Source organism: Acidisoma sp. PAMC 29798 (assembly GCF_030252425.1).
In the GTDB taxonomy this organism is placed as follows: domain Bacteria; phylum Pseudomonadota; class Alphaproteobacteria; order Acetobacterales; family Acetobacteraceae; genus Acidisoma; species Acidisoma cladoniae.
Map to the genome: position 1 here is coordinate 2,186,589 of NZ_CP126994.1, position 20,752 is coordinate 2,207,340.

Consider the following 20,752-nt stretch of genomic DNA (forward strand, 5'->3'; position numbering starts at 1 on the left):
ACATTCGGAATGAGGATTGAGCGATGGTTGAACGCTTGGTTGACGTAGTCAGTCCGAAAAAAGGTGTGGTTCACACCTTCCCGGTTTCCGTGCCGGATGGGGACAGCGCTCCGCCTGACGCCGAATTCGAGGCAAAAGCCTTGGATGCTGCCAAGTTTTCGGAGCTTATGCCGAAGCCGGATGTCGATGAACTATCGGCCCGCATGCACGTAAGCCGTGGCGGGCAGGTCGTGCCCTATGGCGACCCGAAAGATTTCCGTACCGAGACGAAGGCAGCTTTGGAGCAAGCGGTGCGCGCGCGCGCCTATCAGCTTTGGGAAGCGGCCGGCCGCCCCGAAGGTGAGGCTGACGCCATCTGGCATCAGGCGCGAGAGCAGCATCTTCGGGAACGTGCGTACAAGCTTTGGGAGATGGAAGGCTGCCCGGAAGGCCAGTGCGATGACCATTGGCATCGCACATGCAATTTTGAGGCGGCATAACCCTGCGGCCTAACGGCGTCTAATGAATGACGTCGCTGGCGAGGCCGAGCTGACGGATGGTGACCTCCACCAAAGCCCGCGCCTTTTCAGCGTCGGTCGCCCGGCCGGCTTTGCCGCGTAACACCGCGTCAGTGATAGCGCGCAGGATATCGGCCATCATGCCGGCGATCGCCGGATCGTCCCGAAACGCGTCCCCATCCTCCGGCGGCAACACCATCGAGAAGTCGAACAGCTCACTCGACAAAGCATACAGCGTGGCGGCATCGGCGCCGGACGGGCCGGAGGCCTCCATCGCCACAACCGCCGCCCGCATATCCCGGACATAGGAAATCAGCAGTCGGAGCGAGGTCTGCGCCGCCATACCATGCCAGTTCGGGCTGCGGCCGGTCGTCTGAAAGGCGATGAGCGCCGCCGCTGCCTCATTCACCGGCAAAGGGCGATCGCGGATGAAATGGCGATGCAGCGTCACGCGCCAATCCTTGGCAGGATCGGGCGGTTGCAGGCTTGCCTCCGGCGCCGCGAGGATCAGGCCCTCGGCTATGCGTCGCCAGCGGGCGCCCAGGCCTGCCAGATGCGTGCCGAGCCGCTGCTCGATCTCCGCCGACTTTCCGGGTCCGGCCGCCGTGGTCAGGTTCCCCCAAAGCGTGTCCAGCTCATCATCATCGCCGACAGTATTGTCCCACTGGTCGATCTCAAGCGCGTCGTCATCGTCGGCCATCACGCGTCGTCTCCGTTCATGTTGGTCGCAAGGCGCTGTCGGCGACGACGATGAGATCAGGGTGGCCGCACAGCGCCGTCACCGGCCAAGCGGGGTCGGGGCTCTCGGCCAGCAGCATGCCGAGCGCCTCGGCCTTTGCGGCGCCGGACACCATGAGAAGCACCGTCTTGGCGCGGCGCAGCATGCCGATGCCCATGGTCAGCCCATGGCTCGGCACCACATAGCCATCCGCGAAATAGGCCTGGTTGGCCGCACGCGTCTCTTCCGTCAGCGGCACGACATGGGTGCCACTGTTCCAATCCGCGCCCGGCTCGTTGAAGGCGATATGGCCATTGCCGCCCAGACCTAGGATGGCGAGATCGAGGCCGCCCAGGGCCGCAACAGCGGCATCATGCGCCGCCGCCTCGGCGTTTATATCCGACGCATCCCCCCGCAGCAGCCGGACCTGCGCGGGGTCCAGCCCAGCGCGGTCAATGAAGTGGCGGCGCAGGAAGGCCGCGAAGCTATGCGCATCCTCGGGCGGCACACCCACATACTCATCAAGGTTGAAATACCGCCCGCGCCGCAGATCCGTCTGCTCCGTCGCTGCCAGCGCCAGCAGCCGGTCATACAGCCCGATCGGCGTCGTGCCCGTCGGCAGAGCGACCGCGGCCCCGGGCTTGCGCGCCAGGCAGGCAACGACCCGCGCCGCCGCATGCGCCGCGAAATCCTCGGCGGAGTGGGTCCATTCAAGCTGCATCGTTCATCCTATGCCGGTCCGTCGGGCGGGTTCTACAGACCCGCGCGCGCACCATCAAATCGCCCGAAGGTCGGCCACCCCTAAAATCGTTTGGGTTTCGACCCACATAGGGGCAGGGGGATTTCGCAATTTCACCATTCATCGACTAGCCTGGCACAAATCTAAGATCAGAGGAGGCTGTGTGGCCCCAACTGCCCACTCCGCTGACGAGGCTCTCCTATCGCAATGCCTGCGGGACTCGCGGTTGGGCTTCATGGAACGGGCAGCCGACGCCGCGCAGCAGTTGATCGATGGCCAGGGGCCAGGACGCTCCCCGCATCTGCGGGTCGATGCCCGCATCCGGTTGATCTGGATTCAATTCCAGAATGGGCAACATAGCGAAGCGGGACAGACGGCCTCCGCCGCCATTCAAGAGGCGATCGCCCTTCGCGACCCGGCACGGGAATCTCTTGCGCGCGCCTATCATGCCCGCCTTCTTTGCGAAATCGACTCAGTGTCTGACGCCGCCGATGAGGTGATCGCGGCTCTGCGGCTGGCGCGCAGCGTGAGTGATCCGCTCGCGCTCTCGACCGCCCTCGTGGTGCCGGCCATCCTGTGCTCGCGCCTCGGCCTCTACGACGCCTGTGTCGAAATGGCGGATGAGGCGGTGAAACAGGCCCGCTTGTCCGGGGACGCGGAGGCAATCGCCCATGCAATGTCCAATTATGGCTCGCTGCATGCCGATTACCTGTATCGCTACGCCATGGTGCCGCCCGACACCAAGCGCACCTATCTCGACATCGCCATCGCGCATAGCCGCCTCGCGAGCGACTATGCCCGCGACCAAGAAGACGCGGAGATGCAGCGCCTCTCCGGCTATAATCTTGTGGAGTTTCTGCTGCTGGCGAAGGATCTGGAGGGCGCCGAGGCCGCGATGCGCGCCACCGATGCCGCCATCGGAACGCGGTCGCGCCGCAGCGAGGTGCAGCGCGGCCATGTTCACGCCATGCTTCTTCTGGAGCAGCATGATCGGGAGGGCGCGATCACTGCCTTGCGGGAGAGTGTCGATCGCTGCCTCACCTATCCCTTCCGAGAACTCGCGCTGTTTGCATCAGAACGGTTGTCGCAGGCACTCGCCGATGGCGGCGATGTCGAGGCAGCGTATCGTGAGCACAAGCGCTTCCACACCCTGTTTTGTGAGCAGAACAGCGAAGCCGATAGCCGGCATATGCAGTCCTCCATCATCCTCGACCATCTCGCGGAGATGCGACGGCTGATCGATACCGAATGGGCGCGTGCCGAGCGGCTGGAGGCACTCAACCGCAGCCTTGCTCAGGAAAAGGAGCGGTTGGCGAAAGAAACTTTGGAAGATCCGCTCACCGGCCTCGCCAATCGCCGGCAACTCGACCTGCTCTTTGCGGCGCTGGAGGCGGATGCCACGCGACACGCCATCCTTCTTGTGGATATCGACCACTTTAAGCAGGTCAATGATCGGTTTTCCCATGTCATCGGAGACGTGGTGCTGCGTGAGGTGGGCGTGATCCTGCGGTCGGTCGTGATGACCGAAGCGAGCCCCGACCTGGTGGCCCGGCTTGGCGGCGAAGAATTCGTGATCGTGGTGGTGACCCCGCATCCAGGCGAAGCACGCGAGATTTGCGAGACCCTGCGTCAGACCATCGCGGAGCATGACTGGTCAATCATATCGCCGGGCCTTGCGATTACCGCGAGCGTCGGCCTTGCGATGTCAGACGAGGGCGCCAATGCGGCGGCGCGCATGCTGCTGGCGGACGAGCGGCTGTATGACGCCAAGTATCTTGGCCGCAATCGATCGATGTTTCACGACCATTTCCGCGCGGCCCGCCTCCGCGTACGGTAGAACGCGCTGGGTCTTGGCGATGTCACGTTCCACCCACGCGTCATGCTCGGCGAAGGCCGAGCATCCACCGCTTACTGGTGGCCCAAAGCCGTGGAAGGCACGCCTTCGCGTGCCATGACGAAACGACTTGAGAAGAAAATCTACCGCACATCACTGGCTTCCCAGAAAACTCAGTCGTCATCGTCGCCCGTCGCGAAAGCCTCCATCCGCAATGACAACTTCTCGCCCAACCACGCCGCGTGAACCGTGTGGTCGGCTGGATCATCCCCCGTTTCGGGATGGAGCAGAATATCCAGACCATCCCGATTGAGCATCAGCCAGGGCGCGAGCGTCGGAAAGAGATCGACGGGAAAGGCGATCTGAAACATCGCCCGCGTATGCGGGCCGATCGGCTCGGCATGCCAGCGCCCCAGCAGTGCTGTCGGGAAAAGTGCCTCCACCTGCGCCCGAAGCCGCACCGCCGCCGCCTCCGTCACGCCCGGTTCGTAATAGATATGGGCGTGAAAGTCCTTGATCACCGCGATGTCGATCGGCACGAGCCGTCTCCTAAATTGGGATCGCCACGGTCTTGAGTTTCCGCGCCACTTTGCCCGTTGCTTCGACAACGCACGTCGTTGCCATCGCTGCCCGCCGGACATGAGCCTGCGCGGCCAAGCTATGGCGGTCAAGCAAGGCCGCCCGACCGGCCCGCGCCATCCCGACCCGCTGGGCGGGGTCGCGGATGAGCCGCGCCAAGGCATGAAACCACTGCGCGTCATCCGCCGCCAGATAGCCGCCCGCAACAGCCCCCGTCTCCTGCGACAGCGGCACGGAAAAGCCGCCGCGATAGGCCGGCATATCCGACGCGACGGTGGCCAAGCCAAGCGCCGCATAATCGAGCATCTTGATCGGCGATTTGCAGCGGTTGAAGGGCGTATTGACCAAGGGCGCGATGCCGATGGCCCAGGGCTGCCGCCGCTGGCGTTCCGTCAGCCAGGCGACGAAGGCGGGATAGGACAGGCCGGCGCGATGCGGCACATCGACGCGCGTGATGAAGGGCGGCAGATCTCGCTGCCCGACGATGCCGACGATGTCGATCGCCATCCGCGCCCCAAACGTCTCATGCAGCCGCGTGAGCGCTGGCAGAACGAGGTCGAGATCGGCGCCATGGGTCGCCGTGCCCATATACAGCAGGCGCACGCGCGCCGGGCCGACCTCGGCCTCCGGTGCGGGCGCCATGGACCATAGCCGCTCGTCTAAAGCATTCTCGACCACCGTGATCGGCCGGCCACGCCGCAGCGGCGCCAGGCTCTCGGCGAGATGGGTTGTCGAGACATGAACGTGATCCGCGCCACGCAAAAGAGCGAGCACGCCCGCCGTCTTGGGCGTCAACCGCCCGGCATCGGGATGATCGGCCGGCAATTCGACGAGATTGTCATCGAGGTCGAACAGCAGCGGCGTGCCGGTCTGGGTGGCATGGCGGCGCAGGAGATTGGCCGATCGCTCATCCGGCACGCCGTAGCGATGCGTCACGATCAGGTCGGCGCGCAACTGCGGCACCTCGGCCGCCGTCGCCATCGTCACCTCGATCCCCTCACCCGCCCTTGGATGAGAGAGGGGAAGCAGCATGCGAATGAAAGCGCAGGGGCTGAGCACGCCGATATCGAGCCGTTCCGGCACCAGCACCACCGCCAAGCGGCCTGGTGCGCGCAGATCCCGGATGCCAGTGCCGCCACGCACCGCCGGCGCGGATAGGGGCCGCAGATACTGGTCAGGATAGAAGCCTATCGCTGCGGGCTGCGACGGCAAAAGCGGCGATGCCGGCGCGGCCATCAGCGCCGCGACCCAAACCTCAGGCCGCGCGTCCGGCGGCACGAGCCGGCACCGCCCGTAACCCACCAGTCGCTCCCGCAAGGCACCGATGTCGGAAGCGACGATCGCTCGCCCGGACTGCATCGCCGCCGTCAGCGTATAGCTCCAGGTTTCCGGCCAGGTTGCGGGAAACCAGATCACGTCGGGATCGACGCTTTCGATCAGCGCCGGCAAGGCCTCTGGCGCATAGGCGCCCGTCTCACTCAGGCAATGCGCCGTGCCGGGCGCGAACGGCCGTTCGGTCTGGCCAATAAGCGTGATGGCGAGCTGCCCCGGCGGCGCGAACTCCGCCACCGCCTCGACACTCGCGGCGCCCTTATGCCCGGCCAAAACGCCGAGCATAGCGATGCGCAAGGGGGTTCTCGGTTTAGTCCGACGACTTAAACCGGCAGGGACAGCCTCCAGCGGCGCCAGCACCGCGCGCGCCGCGAGGCCATACCTTTCCAGCCGCCGGATCGTATCCTGCGTGGCGCAGAATACCCGATCCGCGAGGCGCAGCAGCCAGGCATTCTCCGCCCGCCAACCAGTGATGTCGTTCGCATCCGTGTCCTCGCGGGCATGGATGCAGCGGTCGCAGATCTCGGGCCCGGGCTCGCCGCAATAGGGGCCATCCGCGACGGGCAGCAGATTGATGCGCGGGCAGATGGGGAACCAGTCATGGATGGTGATGTCGAACGGCACATCCAGCGCGCGGATCAGGGCGCGCGGGTCGATCGCCAGGCCAACCCAGTGATGGATATGGACACGGGTGACGCGCACGCCGCGCAGAATGGCTAGCACGTCCGCGAAGAGGTCGCGGCCCTGGATGTCAGGAATCAGCAATTCGGGATGCTTATAGGCGCCGGGCGCACCCAGCGTGATGCCGCCACCGCTCATGGTCGCGCGCAGCACGAGCAGATTGGCGGTGCCGAGGCATTGCTCCGCCAGCATCCGCACATGCTGGCCGATGCCGCCGTCATGCGCATTGCGTACCGCGAGGATGGTCGGCAGACCATTGGTCGCGAAAAGCTGCAAAGTCGCCGCCATGCGGAAGGGCGCGGCCTCATTCAGGCGCACGTGCACATCCACGCGCCGCTCATAATCCGGCCAGCGGTCCGTGAGCGCCAGGAAGCCGGCCGAAAACTCCGGCGCGGCCGCCCCGAAGCTCACGCTGCCCTGGTGAAACACAAAGACGTCGCAGGCGAGCAGATGGCGCCAGCCCGCCATGGCCGCGCGCATGCAGAAGTCGTTCTCCTCGCCATAACCACGGCCGAAACGTGCTTCGTCGAAAGCGCCTACGGCATCCAGCGCCGCCCGCCGCAGATACATGCAAAAGCCCACGGTGGTCGGCACCGTGACGGCGCGGCCGGCATTCGCCGTCTGGCAGGCGGCATCGATGCGGGCAAGGCTCTCCCCGAAGGGCAGCGGCCCGCCTTCGATGGCGGGGTAGGAGCAGATGGTCGCGTTATTGGAGAAGGGTGACACCGACGCCACGCGCGGATTGCTATAGGCATGGCCCGCGAGCCGGCCGAGCCATCCGGTCGGCACCTCGGTATCGCTATTGAGCAGCACGACATCCCGCGTGCCGGCTTCGGCGATCCCGCGATTGGCCGAGGCGACGAAGCCCAGGTTGCTCGGGTTGCGCAGCAGATGGATCATCCGCCGCACCGCCAGACGATCGAGATACCGGGACAGCCTCGGGTCCGGCGAAGCATCATCGATGACGATGATCCGGTGCAGCAGCCCCATGCCCGGCGCCGCATCGCGCAGCAGGCTGCGCAAGCAGCGCATGTTCTCCGCAAGGCCACGATAGACAGGGACCACGACATCGACGGCGAGGCCCTGCGGCGGCGCAGGCGAGACCCGCCCCGAGGGCAGGCAGTCCGCCATGCGGAAGAGCCGTTCCGTTGGCAGGCCCAAGCCCCGGCCGATGGTGACGTGGTAGAGCAGCGGATTGCCGAGGGCTTCCGGCGATTGGTTGACATAGAAGGCGGCGTCGAAGCGCGGGTTCGGGTTGCGCAATTCCCGCGCGCCGAACTGCACGTAATGGCGCAGCGGGTTGATCCCCGCCTCCTGCACGTCAGGATGCTGCGTCAGGTACCACAGCGCGTCAAAGAACGGATTGGGGTTCCTGCCCTCGAACCGACCCCAGCGGGTGAAATGATCCAGCGGATCGACACCGGACTCCCGCACATCGGGATAGGTGAACCGGTAGAAGACAGGGTCGAAGAGCAGCGCCTCAACATCCGTGAGCGGCAGCGCATCCATCGTCAGAGCCTGCCTCCCGATCCGATGGCGCCATCCATACGGGGATTAGGGCGCGAGGTTAAGGGTCACCCCTTGGACATGCGATAAGCCATTTTCGCCGTGAACTGGCGCGACAGGAAGCGCGTGCCGAAGGCCATCACCTTGTTGATCCCGCCGGGCATGGCGGTCGCCTTTCCGGCGAATAGGGCCGCGAGGCCGACGGAGACCGCATGGGCCGGGGTCGTCATGCTGCGTTTCATCGCGGGCGTCGGTTTGAAATCGGCGACTGCCAGGAAGCCCGTGTCCATCAAGCCGGGGCACAGCACGGTAATGCCGACCTTGGGCGCCAGTTCGACATGCAGCGCCTCGCCGAGGGACAGGACATAGGCTTTCGCCGCCGCATAGGCCGCGAGATGGGGCAAGGTTGATAGGCCGCGAGGCTCGCCACGAGCAAGATATGGCCGCGCCCGGCCGCCGCCATGCGTTTCGCATAAAGCTGTGTCAGTTCCGTGAAAGTGACGATATCGAGCTGGAGCATGGCGCGCAGACGATCCGCGTCATGATCGACGAAATCGGCGCTGAGACCGAAGGCGGCATTGTTGATGAGGATATCGGGCGCGATACCCCGCTGGTCGAGCCGATGGTGGAGGTCTGCGGCGCTGCCCGAGACCGAAAGGTCTATGGGTTCGACGATGATCTCGATGCCATGGGCTTGCCGGAGGTCTGTGGCGAGGGCCTGCATCTCCGCCTCCCGCCGCGCCGCGAGAACGAGGTTGATATCTTGGGCCGCCAGGGCGCGCGCGAAGGCGACGCCGAGACCGCTGGAGGCACCGGTGACCAAAGCCCATCGCTGCGGTGTGGGGTTCATACGGGTCGCTCCGATGGCTGGTGATGGCACGTGATCAGGCTGGCATCCGATGCTACCATGCAGTCATGAAGAGCGTGGTCTTCCTCTTGAAGATGATGGGCGTCGTGGTCGCGATCCCGTTTCTGATCCCCGTCGCCATCGTGTTGCATCGGCTGGACCGACGGCGCTTGCGGAAGGCGGCCAACCAAGCGCATTGCGGAAGCTGCGGCGCGATCCTGGGCAGCGCGTCGTTGCAGCGGGCTGATGAGGTCTGGGCGGAGCATGTCGCGACCTTAATGCGGGACCGACCGGGCATACGGTTCCGTTTGATCCGTCACCTCCGCGCCACGTGCGTCGTCTGTGGCGCAGAGTATGATTTCGACGCCGCGCGCGGTGTGTTTGTGGCGATGGCCACCGTCGCGTAAGTCCACCACCGCATCGTCGTAGGTCGGATGAGCGAAGCGTTATCCGCCACCCACGCATGGGCCAGACGATGCAGCCCTGATATCATCATCCTGCGCCGCCGCCGATATGAACCTGGCCCAGGCCTACGAAAGAAAGGTGTCTGGCCGGGGCACGCCACCATGACGACATCCAGCTCGAAAGACGGTGCAAGCCAGGAGCGATGCTTCCGCCTTCTGGGTCCTGATCGAGGCGAGGCCGGGACGACCGCGGAATGGGAGGTCCGTCCTCGTCGGGAGGCGGCTGCGGCCAACGGCCGGCCCCGTTCGGAGTGCGCAGGACCAAGGGCAGGACGACGCCGACACAGGCCTTGAAGGGATGCTCGCCGTGACTGACTTTAACGTCACCGATTTGTTTGAGAAGGAGGAAACCATTCCCGTCCACGGTCTTCGCCCGTCCGAAACCCCAGCCATCGTCATGCGCGACAATATAAATCTTTTCGGTACAGCTCATAATTTCAAGAAGAATCTGTCCACGACGGCATTTGTAGAAACCGTGTTCGATTGCATTGCATAAGAGTTCGTCGATCACGCGCAGCACCGTGCGAGCGTAGCTCTGAGGGACGGCGCCTTCCGAGGACACGCGAATCTTCAGGCTGAGTCCCTGCTCAAGCGCATCGGACTTTAAACGATCGATCAACTCTTCTAACGCTGCCGAAAACCCGATGAATGCCTCAGGATAGCATATCGGCGCGGAGAGCGTTCTCCACATCCCAACTTTATACATGTCAAGTTCCGTTCATCTATGGATGGGCTCGTCGAGACGCCACCTCACCCATGTTTCGTTGCGATTTCGGCACTACTTCAGGCTGGCGACCATCGCATCTGCCCCCTTGTCGATGCCCGTTTTCGCCGCAGCCAAAGAACCCATTGTGGCCATGATGTTCATCGGGCTCGGGTATTGCTTCGTGATATCGGCCCTCAACAGCCGGTTCGTCTCAGAGTCAAAGATTTCAGTCACGAAGATGACGGAGCCCGTGAACATACCTTCGCCGCCGGCCACGGTTTGAACGCCGTTGTAAAGCCCGCCGGAGATGTCGAAGCGCGTCAAAGTCGACAGCACGGGTGTGCTGGCCGCCGCACCCGTCAGGGTCAACCTCACACGGAGTGCGTTCGGCGCAGGCCCATTGATAAGCGTGAAGCGCTTCGTCAGCGCTTTCTCGAACTTGGCCTGCAAGTAATTCGCCAGCTCGGTCTTGCTCGCATCCGACATGGTACCGAACTGACTCTCCGACCCACGGTAAATCACAACCGGGTCGATGACGACACTGTCGTAATGTCGCCAGTCGACCGGAGTGGAGAAACGATACGGCACTCGCCCGGCATCGTCCTGGGTGTTAGGGGCAAGTTGGGCCGAGGACGCGAGGCCAGTGTAGTCAACGGGCTTCGCTGTTCCACATCCTGCCACCGCCACGCAAAGCGCGAGCGCGATCAGTGCGTTTGTCTTCATGGGGAATTGCATGTCATTTCCTGTAGGATTGGGTTGTTGAGACATCGTCGCCAAAGTTGTCCGCGTCCCACATGCTGCGTGGATCGAAGCTCAGCACGGCCAGCGTGATCAGAACCACGACGGCACCAAAGAATGCCGCGCCTGCCTCAGCGGTGACCGGCGATAGGAGGCCGAACTTGATGAGGCCAGCGATTGATGCGACGGTTAAGATGTTGACGACAGACCATCGCCCGGACATCTCGATCAGGCGGTAGAACTTGGTGAGTCGTCGCAATACACGCGCGGAACCGCCGTGCGTTCTCACCATCTGGGCAAGAGCCGCCATTTTCAGTAGCGGCACGACGACGGCGGTCAGAAATATGATCGCTGCAAGGGGCCAGAGCCCGCTGCTGGCGAAGGCCATGACGCAGCCTGGGATGGTGAGGGAAACATCCCCGCCATGAGTGTGGATCGTCATGATCGGAAACATGGTCGCAGGGAGGTAGAAGATTGTGGCTGCGGCAATCAGGACCGAGGTCCGGTACCCGCTGCCAGATTTGCCGCGTCGAAAGATCGTGCCGCAGCGCGCGCAGTACTGGCCTGGCCTGGCGGCGACAACACGTCCGCAGCAGCGACAGGACACGACAGGTGGGCCCCCAAGATCGATGCGGGTGCCGCCGAAATTGGTGCGGCGGTCACACCATGAGCCTCTATCGCATCCCATGCCGTCTGCGGCTCAAACGAAACGTCGGTCGCAATCATCGTCACCACGAGGGCGCCAAGACCGAAGATTTCAGGCCCCAGTTGGACATCTGCGAGCGATGTGAGGTGCGTGTAAGCGATGAGGGCGCCGAAGACGATAATCTCCAGCATGCTCCAGGTCTTCAGACGGTCGCACCAGCATAACAGCCTGTAGAGCCAAGCTGGCGGCCGCCTCATGGCCAAACCACCCAGGACGACAAGAAGACACATGAGACGCAGCAGCGGCACAAAAACGACCGCCGCTATCATGAGAAACGAGAGCAGCCACCAGCCCCCGCTCAGGAAGGCCGAAGCGCCCGATCTGACCGTAAAACCCTGCGCCTGGTCCAGAACCTGGATTGTCAGGAAGGGCATGCTCAAGGTGACGCCACCGAACACTAAACTGGTGAGAGCAAGCGCCATCGGCACGGCCATCGTGCTCTGCCAATCGCGGCGGAGCAGGGCATCGCAACGCGGGCAGCGGTAATCTACGTCCGCCATCCGTGCTGGCAGGCTCTGCAACAGGCCGCAGTCGTCACAGAGGCGCGGGCTGGCGCCATGGTCCGAAACCCGCACCGCCGCATGCGCGCCGCTTGTCCAGCTTGATAGTGAGACCGACCCTGCCACGCCCTGACCCTCGTCAACAATGGCGTCAGTCTAGCGGCCTGATGACAGATTACAAGCCGTCTGGTTGGTTTTTATGAGCGAGGCGCGCTATCGACTTTTCTAAGCGCTTTTGGCCGTCTTCCTGGGTGCCCGCTTTGGCGGGCTCGGGTCGTCCCGCGGTTTGGCCTTGGACGCTGCCGACCATTGCGCCTCGTCAAGAAGGCGATCGAAAAGCCGTTGCCGGTCTTCCTCGGAAAGCGCCGATAGCCCCAGCATCGAGGTCAGGGTCAGTCCCCAGGCGGCGACCCAGCGCAGGAGCGCCAAGTCGGGGTCGGAGGCTTCGGCCCTGATCGCTTTGATCTTTTCGACATCGGCCTCTCGCGTCCCCGTGTGCAGAGCGGGGTCATGCGCGGCGGCGCCCAGAATGGCAAAGACGATTGAGCTTGGAGTCGACATCGCCTCCCGGATCGTGGCGATCTGTGCCTCGAGGACTGGCTGCGACTGCTGCACGCCGGACGCGGCCAGATAGTTGCGGGAGAAGTCTTCAAAATACTCCGTCTGGCGTTGGAGCAAAGCCTTGAGCACCGCTTCCTTCGTGGCGAACTGATGCATCAGGCCGCCCTTGCTGATGCCTGCCTCGCGGGCGATGGCGTCCAGCGTCAGCCGTGCGGGCCCGTCCCGCGCAATGATGGCAAGCGCGGCCTCAAGGACCGCGTTTCTCGATCGTAGCGAACGGGTGGGGTTGTCCATGCTATCTCCAAAGGGCCGGCACGTCCTGTGCCCGATCGGGCCGTCGTGTCAGGATATGCTGCCTCGATCAAACAAGCACAGACCATAGAGATTGTTTTTGCTCTTCCGAAGCTATGGCCCCTCGTCCGGTTCCAGCATCCGCAACTTGCGCCCGACCGCCCGCGCCCGCATGCGCGACCAACCGGGCATGCGGTTCCGCTTGATCCGTCACCTCCGCGCCACGTGCGTCGTCTATGGCGCGGCGTATGATTTCGAAGCCCTGCGCGGTGTCTCTGTGGCTACGGCGACCGTCGCGTAATTCCACCACCGCATCGTCGTAGGGCGGATGAGCGCAGCGTTATCCGCCAACAACGCATGAGCCAGACGTCTTCTCTGGAACAGACGGCGCCTGTGGGAATCGGCCATCCCTCCGTTGCGAAGTGTATGGCGCGGCGTACATCGACGCCGCGCGCCGTGTATATTGGGCCAAGGCCACCATTGCGCAATTCCGGCGGAATACGCTCCGCTTTTCCGCCCTACCACCGCGTCGTCGTAGGGCGGATGAGCGAAGCGTTATCCGCCAATCACGCATGGGCTAGACGTCTTGACCACGGCTGTCTACGAGAGCTGGCTGGCGTTCGCCTATGAAATGACTTTTATCCAGGTGAAGCATCCCGGATTTCAAATGCACAGGAGCCAAAGTCTATGTGCGATGTATCTTCGCCGCCAAGGCTATAGCCCTCCAGGAGGGTGGGATATCCATCGGCCAGGAACACGAGGCAAGAAATCCCATACCGCATTCCATTACTGCTGATCCAGGCGTCCCCAAGCGGGGATCGAAGACCGTCTGGCAACCAGATTCGTGCGTGTGCCACCAGGTCAGTGAAGAACCCAAAGCCAGAATTTGGCCTTTTGGCCGCCTCGCAAAGCTGAAAAAGGTTTCAATCTCTGGCGTCAGGCTGGGATAGTCGAGATAGGCCGCCGCGATGCGTCGAAGAACCGCGACTTCAAGATCATTGAGCCTTGCCATGAGCCGGCACCTCACCCCTCACGACCGCTTTCGGGCTGCCTTGTGCAGAATCAGACATTCGGTTTGCGGCGGATTCTGGCGCATAGCCGCCGGGACGAGGCGAGGCTCGATGTCCGCTTTCAGGATCGTTAGATCGGTCCAGTAGCGCCAGGTAATGATCGACAACCCGCGCCCTCGCCCTCCCCTACACCTCGTCGGGTTCCAACGCTTCCGCGATCTCGGCTTCGATCTCCAGCAACTCGTCCGCCCGCGCGCCCTCGACCGCTTCCAGCGTCCGCAGCTTGCGCCCCACCGCCCGGGCCCGTGTGCGTGCGGTTTCGATCGTATTCGTCATCGCCGAAGCGTTCTTGGCGAGTTTGCCCAGCACCACGTCCATCTTCATCATCTCAGTCTTCGTGGCGCCCAGCAGCGCGCGAATCTGGTCCGCCTTCTCCTCCAGCGCCAGCGTGACGTGGCCGAGCTGCACCGTGCGCAATAACGCCGGAAACAGGCTCGGCCCGAGGATCATGACGCGGTATTCGCGGCTCATTTCCTCCAGCAATCCCGGCACCCGCGCGACCTCGGCATACAAGCCATCGGTCGCGAGATAGAGCACACCGAATTCCACCGTCACGGGTGGGTTGATGTATTTTTCGTGGATCTTGCGGCTCTCGTCCCGCAGACGCCGTTCCAAACCACGACGCGCCTGCTTCTCGCCCTCGGCATCGCCCGCTTCGGCCGCCGCGATCAAACGCTCATAGTCCTCCACAGGGAATTTCGCATCCACCGGCAGCCAGACACGCGGGCCGCCGCGCATCGGCATGGCGACCGCGAAATCCACCATGTCGTCGGTATCGTCTCGCAGCTTGCGATTGGCCTCGAAACTGCCCATCGGCAAAACGTCTTCCAGCATGGCGCGCAATTGCGCCTCACCCCAGCCGCCGCGCGTCTTCACATTGGTGAACAGGCGCTTGATGTCGCCAATCTGTGCCGTCACCGCCTGAACATCGCCCAACGCCTTCTGCACCGCCGCGAATTGATCGATCACCCGGGCGAAGCTCTGCTCCATCTGCTTCTCGACCGCCGCATGAAGCTGTTCATTGACGGTCTTCTGAATCTCCCCCAGCCGCTTCTCATTGCTTTCACGCAGCACGGTGAGTTGCGTCTCCAAAGTCGTGCTGATGCGGCGCTGCTCCTCGGCCGAGGCCAGACGCATGGCGTCAATCGCCGTCGCGACCGTGGTGGTGGCGTTGGTGATCTGCTCGAAGGCTTTGGACAGGGCGCCCGTGGTGCCGGTCTGGATGGCGCCGGTCAGGCCGCGCTCGCTCGCCGCCATATGCGCGCGCGTCGTCTCCGCCTCCGAACGCAGGCCGGCGAGGATCTGCTCACCCTGGATGCGCAGCCGTTCGCCCGCAGCCTCTCGGCCTGCCACGCCACTGCGGGCGGTCAGCACCGCGATAATCCCCAGCGCCACGGCAATCAGGCCGAGGACGAGGGTGAGCAGAAGCGACAGGGTCAAGCGCAAACCTTCACATAGGAACCCGGTGCCGCTTCGATCACCGGTGCGGCGTCAGACCCAGGTGTGCGGCCGGGCACCGTTTCAGGCGCGAGGCGGGACACCCAGCGCTGCCAATCCGGCCACCAAGACCCCGCCATTTCCGTGGCACCCGCTTCCCAGTCATCGGCCTCCTCCGGCGTTGAGGAGGCCACCCAGTGGCTGTATTTGCCGGACTCGGGGGAATTCACCACGCCCGCGATATGGCCCGAAGCCGCGAGCACGAAACGCTTGCTGCCCTTGAGGCTCTTCAAGCCGCGATAGGTCGATTTCCAGGGCGTGATATGGTCTTCCCGCGCCGCCAGCATATAGATCGGCAGATTGACGAGCGAAATGTCGATCGGCACGCCCTTCAGCGTCACGCCGCCAGGTTCCACTAGGCGGTTCTGCTGATACATATTACGCAGATAGAAACTATGCATCGCCGCCGGCATGCGCGTGCTGTCACTGTTCCAATAGAGCAGATCGAAGGGAAAGGCCTCGTTGCCGAGCAAGTAGTTATTGACCACGAAGGACCAGATGAGGTCGTTCGCCCGCAGCATATTGAAAGTCTGCGCCATCTCCGACCCTTCGAGATAGCCGCGCTTGCTCATCTTCTCTTCCAGCGCCTGGATCTGCTGCTCATCAATGAAGACGCCGAGTTCACCCGCTTCCGAGAAATCGATCAGCGTCACCAGGAAGGTGGCGGATTTGATGCGCTTGTCCTTCTTCACGGCCATCCAGGCGAGCGTCGCAGTCAGCAGCGTGCCGCCGAGGCAATAGCCGATGGCATTGATGGCTTTTTCGCCGGTCGCCTTTTCGATGGCATCGAGCGCCGGCAAAATGCCTTCGCTCATGTAGTCCTCGAAATCCTTGGTCGCGAGATCCTCGTCCGGATTGACCCAGCTGACCATGAACACGGTGTGGCCCTGGGCCACCGCCCAGCGCACGAAACTGTTCTTCGCCCGCAGATCGAGGATGTAATATTTGTTGATCCAGGGCGGAATGATCAGCAGCGGCCGCTTCAGCACCTGGGGTGTTGAGGGGTCATATTGAATGAGCTGCATCAGCGGCGTTTGCCACACCACCTGGCCGGGCGTGGTGGCGATGGTCTCCCCCATGCGGAAGGCCTCGGCATCGCTCATGCGAATGCGCAGATTGCCGCGCCCGCGTTCCAGATCCGTCAGCAGATTGGTCAGGCCCTTGAGCAGGTTCTCGCCGCCCGTCTCCACCGTGCGGCGCAGCACTTCGGGGTTGGTCAGAACGAAGTTGCTCGGGCTCAGCGCATCGACGAATTGGCGGGAATAGAAATCCACCTTCTGGGCGACCTTGGGGTCGAGCCCATCGACGTCACGCACCACTTCCTGCACGAAACGGGCGGACAGCAGATAGCTCTGCTTGATGAAATCGAAGATTTCATTGTCGCGCCAGGCGCCGTCCTTGAAGCGGCGGTCCTTCGGATCGACCTCGATCACCGGTTCGGAGTCGATGCCCATCATGCGCCGCGTCGTGTTCTGCCACAGCGTCATGTAATCCTGCCACAGGCCGAGCTGCGCCTGCATCAGCCGCGCCGGGTTGGACATCAGCTTGGTGGTCATTTCCAGGAAGGCGCCCCCGATATTGAGCGGGTCGGCGGCGGAGGCGGAAGGCAGACCGGCCTCGGTCTTGGACTGACCCTGGCGCTTCAGCCAGCCGAGCAGGATGCGCTGGGACCGCTCGGCGATGTCCGTCATGGTCCGTCGGACAAGCTCCGGATCGGGTAGCCGGATGTCCGGTACCTCCGGTTTTTCTTGGTCGGCCATGAAGCTGTCCTTTCCGGCTTTCTATGCTTGGGCTAGATCAAGCGCCGTCTTCAAGGACATGCGCGGGATGTTGCTAGCCGATTCAGAGGGTAAGGCCCGGAAGGCGCGGGTTCAACCCGTGCCGAAAGCCGGATGGGGTTCGAAAAGCATGGCCCTGGCCGGGCTTTGCTTCACGCTGAGCGTGTCGGCCTGTTCGGATGTGCCGAACAGTGTCAACCCGGTGTCGTGGTGGCATAGCATGGAGGGTGGTGCCATCGCGCAGGACCGCCCGCCACCGCCCAAGGACACCGACCCCTATCCGAATTTGGCGGATGCGCCTCAGAAGCCCGCCGGCATACCGGATTGGGAATGGCAGGCGATGAGCACGACGCTGGCGCAGCAGCGCGCGCAGGCGAAGGGCTATGCCGCCGCGAACCCGATCCCGACGCTGCCCAAGGCGCCGCCGGTCGCGGCCGCGCCGCCTGCCCCAGTCGCGCCTGCCGTCCCTGCGACCACGGCCGCCGCCGCGACCACGACGGATAGCGACGATGCCGGCTCCGCCATGACCTTCGACGGGCCGACCGCGACGCCCAAGACCGCCGGCCCGAAGATTGTCGCCATTCCCGGCGCCACCACGGGCGCCGACACGACAACGAAATTCTTCGCGCCGAACAACCAGCTCACCGTTCCCGGCGCCCTGGTGCCGCCGCCGGCCTTGCCGGAGGAGGCGGCACTGCCGCCGGTGCCCGCCACCATGCCCTTGCCGCCCAGCGTGCCGGGCTTCGATGTGCCGCAGATACCCACGCCCTATGTGCAGCCGGTCCCCCTGCCCCAGCCGGTGGCCTATGTGGCGCCGGCGCCCCTGCCGAACATCCCGCCCTTGCTGATCGCCTTCGCGCCCGGTTCAGCCATCCTCACGGCGCGGATGCAAGTTCGTCTGAAGACCTTCGCGGATGCCCGCCAGACGGCACGCATCGCCGTCACCGGCTTCGGCGATGCCGGCGGCACGGCGCTCGACGCGCAGGCGGCGGTGATGCCGCTGGCGCTGGAGCGTGCACGCGCCATCACCGTGCAATTGCTGGCCGATGGTGTGGCCCCCAAGCAGGTCGCCACGGATGCGCGCGCTTTGGGCAGCGGCGGGCTGGCCCGGCTGATCGATTGAGCGTAACCGCTGCACCCCCGCTTTCGCCCTCGCTTTAACTCCAGCCGGATCGCCTGCCATGACCGAAGAATTCCACCGTATCCGCCGCTTGCCGCCCTATGTCTTTGCGGAGGTCAATAAGGCCAAGGCCACGGCCCGGGCTGCCGGCGCGGATATCATCGATCTCGGCATGGGCAATCCGGATAGCCCAACGCCACCGCATATCGTGGCCAAGCTGATCGAGGCGGTGCAGGATCCGCGCACCCATCGCTATTCCACCAGCCGGGGCATTCCCGGCCTGCGCCGGGCGCTCGCGGGCTATTACCAGCGCCGCTTCGGCGTGACGCTGAACCCCGAGACGGAGGTCATCGCGACCCTCGGCTCGAAGGAAGGGCTCGCCAATCTCGCCGCCGCAATCACCAGTCCGGGCGACACCATCATGGTGCCGAACCCCAGCTACCCGATCCATCAGTTCGGCTTCATCATCGCCGGCGCCGCCGTGCGCAGCATTCCCGCGACCCCGGATGACGAGATGCTGCGCGCCATCGACCGCGCGGTGCGCCATTCCGTGCCCAAGCCCACGGCGCTGATCGTGAACTTCCCGTCCAACCCCACCGCCCATCTCGCCACGCTCGATTTCTACAAGGAGCTGGTGAAGCTCGCGCGCCAGCATGAGTTCTACATCCTGTCCGATCTCGCCTATGCCGAGCTGTATTTCGAGGGTGAGCCGCCGCCCTCCGTGCTGCAGGTCGAGGGTGCGCGCGATGTCACGGTGGAATTCACCAGCCTATCGAAAACCTATTCCATGCCCGGCTGGCGGATGGGCTTCGCCGCCGGCAACCAGCGGCTGGTGACCGCCCTCACCCGCATGAAATCCTACCTCGATTACGGCGCCTTCACGCCAATCCAGGTCGCCTCCGTCGCTGCCCTCAACGGGCCGCAGGATTGCGTCGCCCAGATGCGCGACCTGTATCGTGAGCGGCGGGATGTTCTGGTGCCCGGCCTTGCCGCCGCCGGCTGGGATATTCCCAGCCCACGCGGCTCGATGTTCGCCTGGGCGCCAATTCCGCCGCGCTTTGCCCATCTCGGCAGCCTCGACTTCTCCCAATTGCTGCTGGAGCGCGCCCAGGTGGCGGTCGCCCCGGGCATCGGCTTCGGTGAGCATGGCGACGGCCATGTGCGAATCGCCCTGGTCGAGAATACCCAGCGGCTGCGACAGGCGGTGCGCAATATCCGCACCTTCCTCGGCAATGACAGCAACGTCGCCACTGACCCGACCAATCCCCTGAAAGTGCCCGCATGAGCCAGCCGCTGCGCATCGGCCTCGCGGGGCTCGGCACCGTCGGCATCGGCACGCTGCGCCTGCTGCGCGACAACGCGACCATCGTCGCCGCCCGCGCCGGACGCCCCCTCACCGTCACCGCCGTATCGGCACGCGACCGCACGCGGGACCGTGGGGTCGATCTCGACGGCCTTGCCTGGCACGAGGACCCGACCGACCTCGCCGCCGACCCGACCGTCGATGTGGTCGTCGAGGTTATTGGCGGCAGTGAGGGACCAGCCGCCGATGTGGTCCGCGCCGCCATCGCCGCCGGCAAACCGGTGGTGACCGCCAACAAGGCGCTGCTGGCCCTGCATGGCGCGGAACTCGCCGCCCAGGCGGAGGCGCAGGGCGTGCCGCTCGCCTTTGAGGCGGCGGTCGCCGGCGGCATTCCCGCCATCAAAGCCCTGCGCGAAGGCCTCGCGGGCAATAACCTGCTCGCCATCTCCGGCATCCTCAACGGCACCTGCAATTACATCCTGACGGTGATGCGCGAGCAGGGCCGCGACTTCGCGGATGTACTCAGTGACGCCCAAAAGCTGGGCTATGCCGAGGCCGACCCCGCCTTCGACATCGACGGCGTGGACGCGGCCCATAAGCTCGCCATCCTGGCGGCGCTCGCCTTCGGCCGGCCGGTGGAATTCGGGGCTATTCATGTCGAGGGCATTCGCGGCGTCTCGGCGCTCGACATCGCCTTCGCCAAGGAACTCGGCTTTCGCATCAAGCTGCTCGGCATTGCCAAACGCCAGGATGGCGGCATCGAAATGCGCGTGCATCCCGCCATGGTGCCGGAGGCGGAGCCCATCGCCCAGGTGGATGGCGTCTTCAATGCCGTGGTGGCGGAGGGCGATTTCTCCGGCCGCGTCATGCTGATGGGGCGCGGCGCCGGCGCCGGACCCACCGCCTCGGCCGTGGTCGCCGACCTCATCGACATCGCGCGCGGGCGGTTGACGCCGATCTGGGGTGTTGAGGGCCATGCCCAGGGCACCCTGCCCGCCTCGCCCATGGCCGACCATCACGGCGCCTATTACCTGCGGCTGATGGTGCTGGACCGCCCCGGCGTGATCGCGGACGTCACCGCCGTGCTGCGCGATGCCGGCGTCTCGCTGCAATCCATGCTGCAACACGGCCGCGCCCCCGGTGAGGCGGTGCCGATCGTGCTGGTGACGCATGAGACGCGCGAGGCGGATATGATGCAGGCGCTCGCGCGCATCGCCGGGCTGGAAAGCGTGCTGGAGCCGCCGGCTTTGATCCGAATCGAGACGGCGTAATAGGCTCGGGCACG

19 protein-coding genes and 1 pseudogene are annotated in these 20,752 nt (G+C 64.4%); 7 read left to right on the plus strand and 13 right to left on the minus strand.

Annotated features, from left to right (window positions below; genetic code table 11):
- The first annotated feature begins 23 nt into the window (after positions 1 to 23).
- Complete coding sequence (locus QP803_RS10580; RefSeq protein ID WP_284947718.1) at positions 24 to 479, plus strand: DUF2934 domain-containing protein; 456 nt, start codon at positions 24 to 26, stop codon at positions 477 to 479.
- 19 nt (positions 480 to 498) lie between these two features.
- Here the strand turns inward: QP803_RS10580 and QP803_RS10585 are convergent, their stop codons facing one another.
- Together QP803_RS10585 and QP803_RS10590 are read right to left on the minus strand one after the other, a co-directional pair.
- Positions 499 to 1,197: a hypothetical protein gene (locus QP803_RS10585; protein WP_284947719.1), complete on the minus strand. Its 699-nt coding sequence runs from the start codon at positions 1,195 to 1,197 to the stop codon at positions 499 to 501.
- Between the two features lie 16 nt (positions 1,198 to 1,213).
- Positions 1,214 to 1,936, minus strand: a complete 723-nt coding sequence (locus tag QP803_RS10590; protein ID WP_284947720.1) for a glucosamine-6-phosphate deaminase — start codon at positions 1,934 to 1,936, stop codon at positions 1,214 to 1,216.
- A gap of 181 nt (positions 1,937 to 2,117) precedes the next feature.
- On the opposite strand from QP803_RS10590, the gene QP803_RS10595 reads away from it, so the two are divergent.
- Positions 2,118 to 3,791: a GGDEF domain-containing protein gene (locus tag QP803_RS10595; RefSeq protein WP_284947721.1), complete on the plus strand. Its 1,674-nt coding sequence runs from the start codon at positions 2,118 to 2,120 to the stop codon at positions 3,789 to 3,791.
- Positions 3,792 to 3,961: 170 nt separating this feature from the next.
- Here the strand turns inward: QP803_RS10595 and QP803_RS10600 are convergent, their stop codons facing one another.
- The 3 genes and pseudogenes from QP803_RS10600 to QP803_RS24015 form a co-directional block, all read right to left on the minus strand.
- Positions 3,962 to 4,327 (minus strand): DOPA 4,5-dioxygenase family protein, encoded by a 366-nt coding sequence (locus tag QP803_RS10600; RefSeq protein WP_284947722.1) that lies wholly within the window; start codon positions 4,325 to 4,327, stop codon positions 3,962 to 3,964.
- Positions 4,328 to 4,337: 10 nt separating this feature from the next.
- The gene (locus tag QP803_RS10605) at positions 4,338 to 7,889 is read right to left on the minus strand and encodes a glycosyltransferase (RefSeq protein WP_284947723.1); all 3,552 of its coding nucleotides are present in this window, start codon (positions 7,887 to 7,889) and stop codon (positions 4,338 to 4,340) included.
- A gap of 65 nt (positions 7,890 to 7,954) precedes the next feature.
- Positions 7,955 to 8,736 (minus strand): annotated as a pseudogene (locus tag QP803_RS24015) (SDR family NAD(P)-dependent oxidoreductase).
- Positions 8,737 to 8,801: 65 nt separating this feature from the next.
- Between QP803_RS24015 and QP803_RS10620 the strand changes: the two are divergent.
- The gene (locus tag QP803_RS10620; RefSeq protein WP_284947726.1) at positions 8,802 to 9,140 is read left to right on the plus strand and encodes a hypothetical protein; all 339 of its coding nucleotides are present in this window, start codon (positions 8,802 to 8,804) and stop codon (positions 9,138 to 9,140) included.
- 85 nt (positions 9,141 to 9,225) lie between these two features.
- On the opposite strand, the gene QP803_RS10625 is transcribed toward QP803_RS10620, so the two are convergent.
- The 5 genes from QP803_RS10625 to QP803_RS10645 form a co-directional block, all read right to left on the minus strand.
- Entirely contained in the window at positions 9,226 to 9,903 is a 678-nt protein-coding gene (locus QP803_RS10625; protein WP_284947727.1) for an ATP-binding protein, read from the minus strand.
- A gap of 72 nt (positions 9,904 to 9,975) precedes the next feature.
- Positions 9,976 to 10,638 (minus strand): DUF3313 domain-containing protein, encoded by a 663-nt coding sequence (locus QP803_RS10630; RefSeq protein WP_284947728.1) that lies wholly within the window; start codon positions 10,636 to 10,638, stop codon positions 9,976 to 9,978.
- 1 nt (position 10,639) lies between these two features.
- Complete coding sequence (locus QP803_RS10635; protein ID WP_284947729.1) at positions 10,640 to 11,095, minus strand: paraquat-inducible protein A; 456 nt, start codon at positions 11,093 to 11,095, stop codon at positions 10,640 to 10,642.
- A gap of 35 nt (positions 11,096 to 11,130) precedes the next feature.
- Complete coding sequence (locus QP803_RS10640) at positions 11,131 to 11,973, minus strand: paraquat-inducible protein A (RefSeq protein WP_284947730.1); 843 nt, start codon at positions 11,971 to 11,973, stop codon at positions 11,131 to 11,133.
- Between the two features lie 99 nt (positions 11,974 to 12,072).
- Complete coding sequence (locus tag QP803_RS10645; RefSeq protein ID WP_284947731.1) at positions 12,073 to 12,702, minus strand: TetR/AcrR family transcriptional regulator; 630 nt, start codon at positions 12,700 to 12,702, stop codon at positions 12,073 to 12,075.
- A gap of 97 nt (positions 12,703 to 12,799) precedes the next feature.
- On the opposite strand from QP803_RS10645, the gene QP803_RS10650 reads away from it, so the two are divergent.
- Positions 12,800 to 13,000 (plus strand): hypothetical protein, encoded by a 201-nt coding sequence (locus QP803_RS10650; RefSeq protein ID WP_284947732.1) that lies wholly within the window; start codon positions 12,800 to 12,802, stop codon positions 12,998 to 13,000.
- Positions 13,001 to 13,384: 384 nt separating this feature from the next.
- Here QP803_RS10650 and QP803_RS10655 read toward each other — a convergent pair whose 3' ends face one another.
- From QP803_RS10655 to QP803_RS10665, 3 genes are all read right to left on the minus strand, one after another.
- A complete protein-coding gene (locus QP803_RS10655) occupies positions 13,385 to 13,711 on the minus strand; it encodes a hypothetical protein (RefSeq protein ID WP_284947733.1) in 327 nt (108 codons plus the stop codon).
- A gap of 184 nt (positions 13,712 to 13,895) precedes the next feature.
- Complete coding sequence (locus QP803_RS10660) at positions 13,896 to 15,209, minus strand: DNA recombination protein RmuC (protein ID WP_284947734.1); 1,314 nt, start codon at positions 15,207 to 15,209, stop codon at positions 13,896 to 13,898.
- Positions 15,206 to 17,026, minus strand: a complete 1,821-nt coding sequence (locus tag QP803_RS10665) for a PHA/PHB synthase family protein (protein WP_284947735.1) — start codon at positions 17,024 to 17,026, stop codon at positions 15,206 to 15,208. The genes QP803_RS10660 and QP803_RS10665 overlap by 4 nt, the downstream gene beginning before the upstream one ends.
- A gap of 67 nt (positions 17,027 to 17,093) precedes the next feature.
- On the opposite strand from QP803_RS10665, the gene QP803_RS10670 reads away from it, so the two are divergent.
- The 3 genes from QP803_RS10670 to QP803_RS10680 are packed head-to-tail and all read left to right on the plus strand — an operon-like array spanning position 17,094 to position 20,738.
- A complete protein-coding gene (locus tag QP803_RS10670) occupies positions 17,094 to 18,167 on the plus strand; it encodes an OmpA family protein (RefSeq protein WP_284947736.1) in 1,074 nt (357 codons plus the stop codon).
- Between the two features lie 58 nt (positions 18,168 to 18,225).
- Positions 18,226 to 19,449 (plus strand): LL-diaminopimelate aminotransferase, encoded by a 1,224-nt coding sequence (locus tag QP803_RS10675; RefSeq protein ID WP_284947737.1) that lies wholly within the window; start codon positions 18,226 to 18,228, stop codon positions 19,447 to 19,449.
- Positions 19,446 to 20,738, plus strand: a complete 1,293-nt coding sequence (locus tag QP803_RS10680) for a homoserine dehydrogenase (protein WP_284947738.1) — start codon at positions 19,446 to 19,448, stop codon at positions 20,736 to 20,738. The genes QP803_RS10675 and QP803_RS10680 overlap by 4 nt, the downstream gene beginning before the upstream one ends.
- Positions 20,739 to 20,752 lie beyond the last annotated feature (14 nt).

What these genes read in the sequence shown, in the direction of transcription:
- QP803_RS10580 (WP_284947718.1), top strand. Translation starts at nt 24, where the DNA reads ATGGTTGAACGCTTGGTTGACGTAGTCAGTCCGAAAAAAGGTGTGGTT.
- QP803_RS10585 (WP_284947719.1), bottom strand. Translation starts at nt 1,197, where the DNA reads ATGGCCGACGATGACGACGCGCTTGAGATCGACCAGTGGGACAATACT.
- QP803_RS10590 (WP_284947720.1), bottom strand. Translation starts at nt 1,936, where the DNA reads ATGCAGCTTGAATGGACCCACTCCGCCGAGGATTTCGCGGCGCATGCG.
- QP803_RS10605 (WP_284947723.1), bottom strand. Translation starts at nt 7,889, where the DNA reads ATGGATGCGCTGCCGCTCACGGATGTTGAGGCGCTGCTCTTCGACCCT.
- QP803_RS10620 (WP_284947726.1), top strand. Translation starts at nt 8,802, where the DNA reads ATGAAGAGCGTGGTCTTCCTCTTGAAGATGATGGGCGTCGTGGTCGCG.
- QP803_RS10625 (WP_284947727.1), bottom strand. Translation starts at nt 9,903, where the DNA reads ATGTATAAAGTTGGGATGTGGAGAACGCTCTCCGCGCCGATATGCTAT.
- QP803_RS10630 (WP_284947728.1), bottom strand. Translation starts at nt 10,638, where the DNA reads ATGCAATTCCCCATGAAGACAAACGCACTGATCGCGCTCGCGCTTTGC.
- QP803_RS10635 (WP_284947729.1), bottom strand. Translation starts at nt 11,095, where the DNA reads ATGTTTCCGATCATGACGATCCACACTCATGGCGGGGATGTTTCCCTC.
- QP803_RS10645 (WP_284947731.1), bottom strand. Translation starts at nt 12,702, where the DNA reads ATGGACAACCCCACCCGTTCGCTACGATCGAGAAACGCGGTCCTTGAG.
- QP803_RS10655 (WP_284947733.1), bottom strand. Translation starts at nt 13,711, where the DNA reads ATGGCAAGGCTCAATGATCTTGAAGTCGCGGTTCTTCGACGCATCGCG.
- QP803_RS10665 (WP_284947735.1), bottom strand. Translation starts at nt 17,026, where the DNA reads ATGGCCGACCAAGAAAAACCGGAGGTACCGGACATCCGGCTACCCGAT.
- QP803_RS10670 (WP_284947736.1), top strand. Translation starts at nt 17,094, where the DNA reads ATGTTGCTAGCCGATTCAGAGGGTAAGGCCCGGAAGGCGCGGGTTCAA.
- QP803_RS10675 (WP_284947737.1), top strand. Translation starts at nt 18,226, where the DNA reads ATGACCGAAGAATTCCACCGTATCCGCCGCTTGCCGCCCTATGTCTTT.
- QP803_RS10680 (WP_284947738.1), top strand. Translation starts at nt 19,446, where the DNA reads ATGAGCCAGCCGCTGCGCATCGGCCTCGCGGGGCTCGGCACCGTCGGC.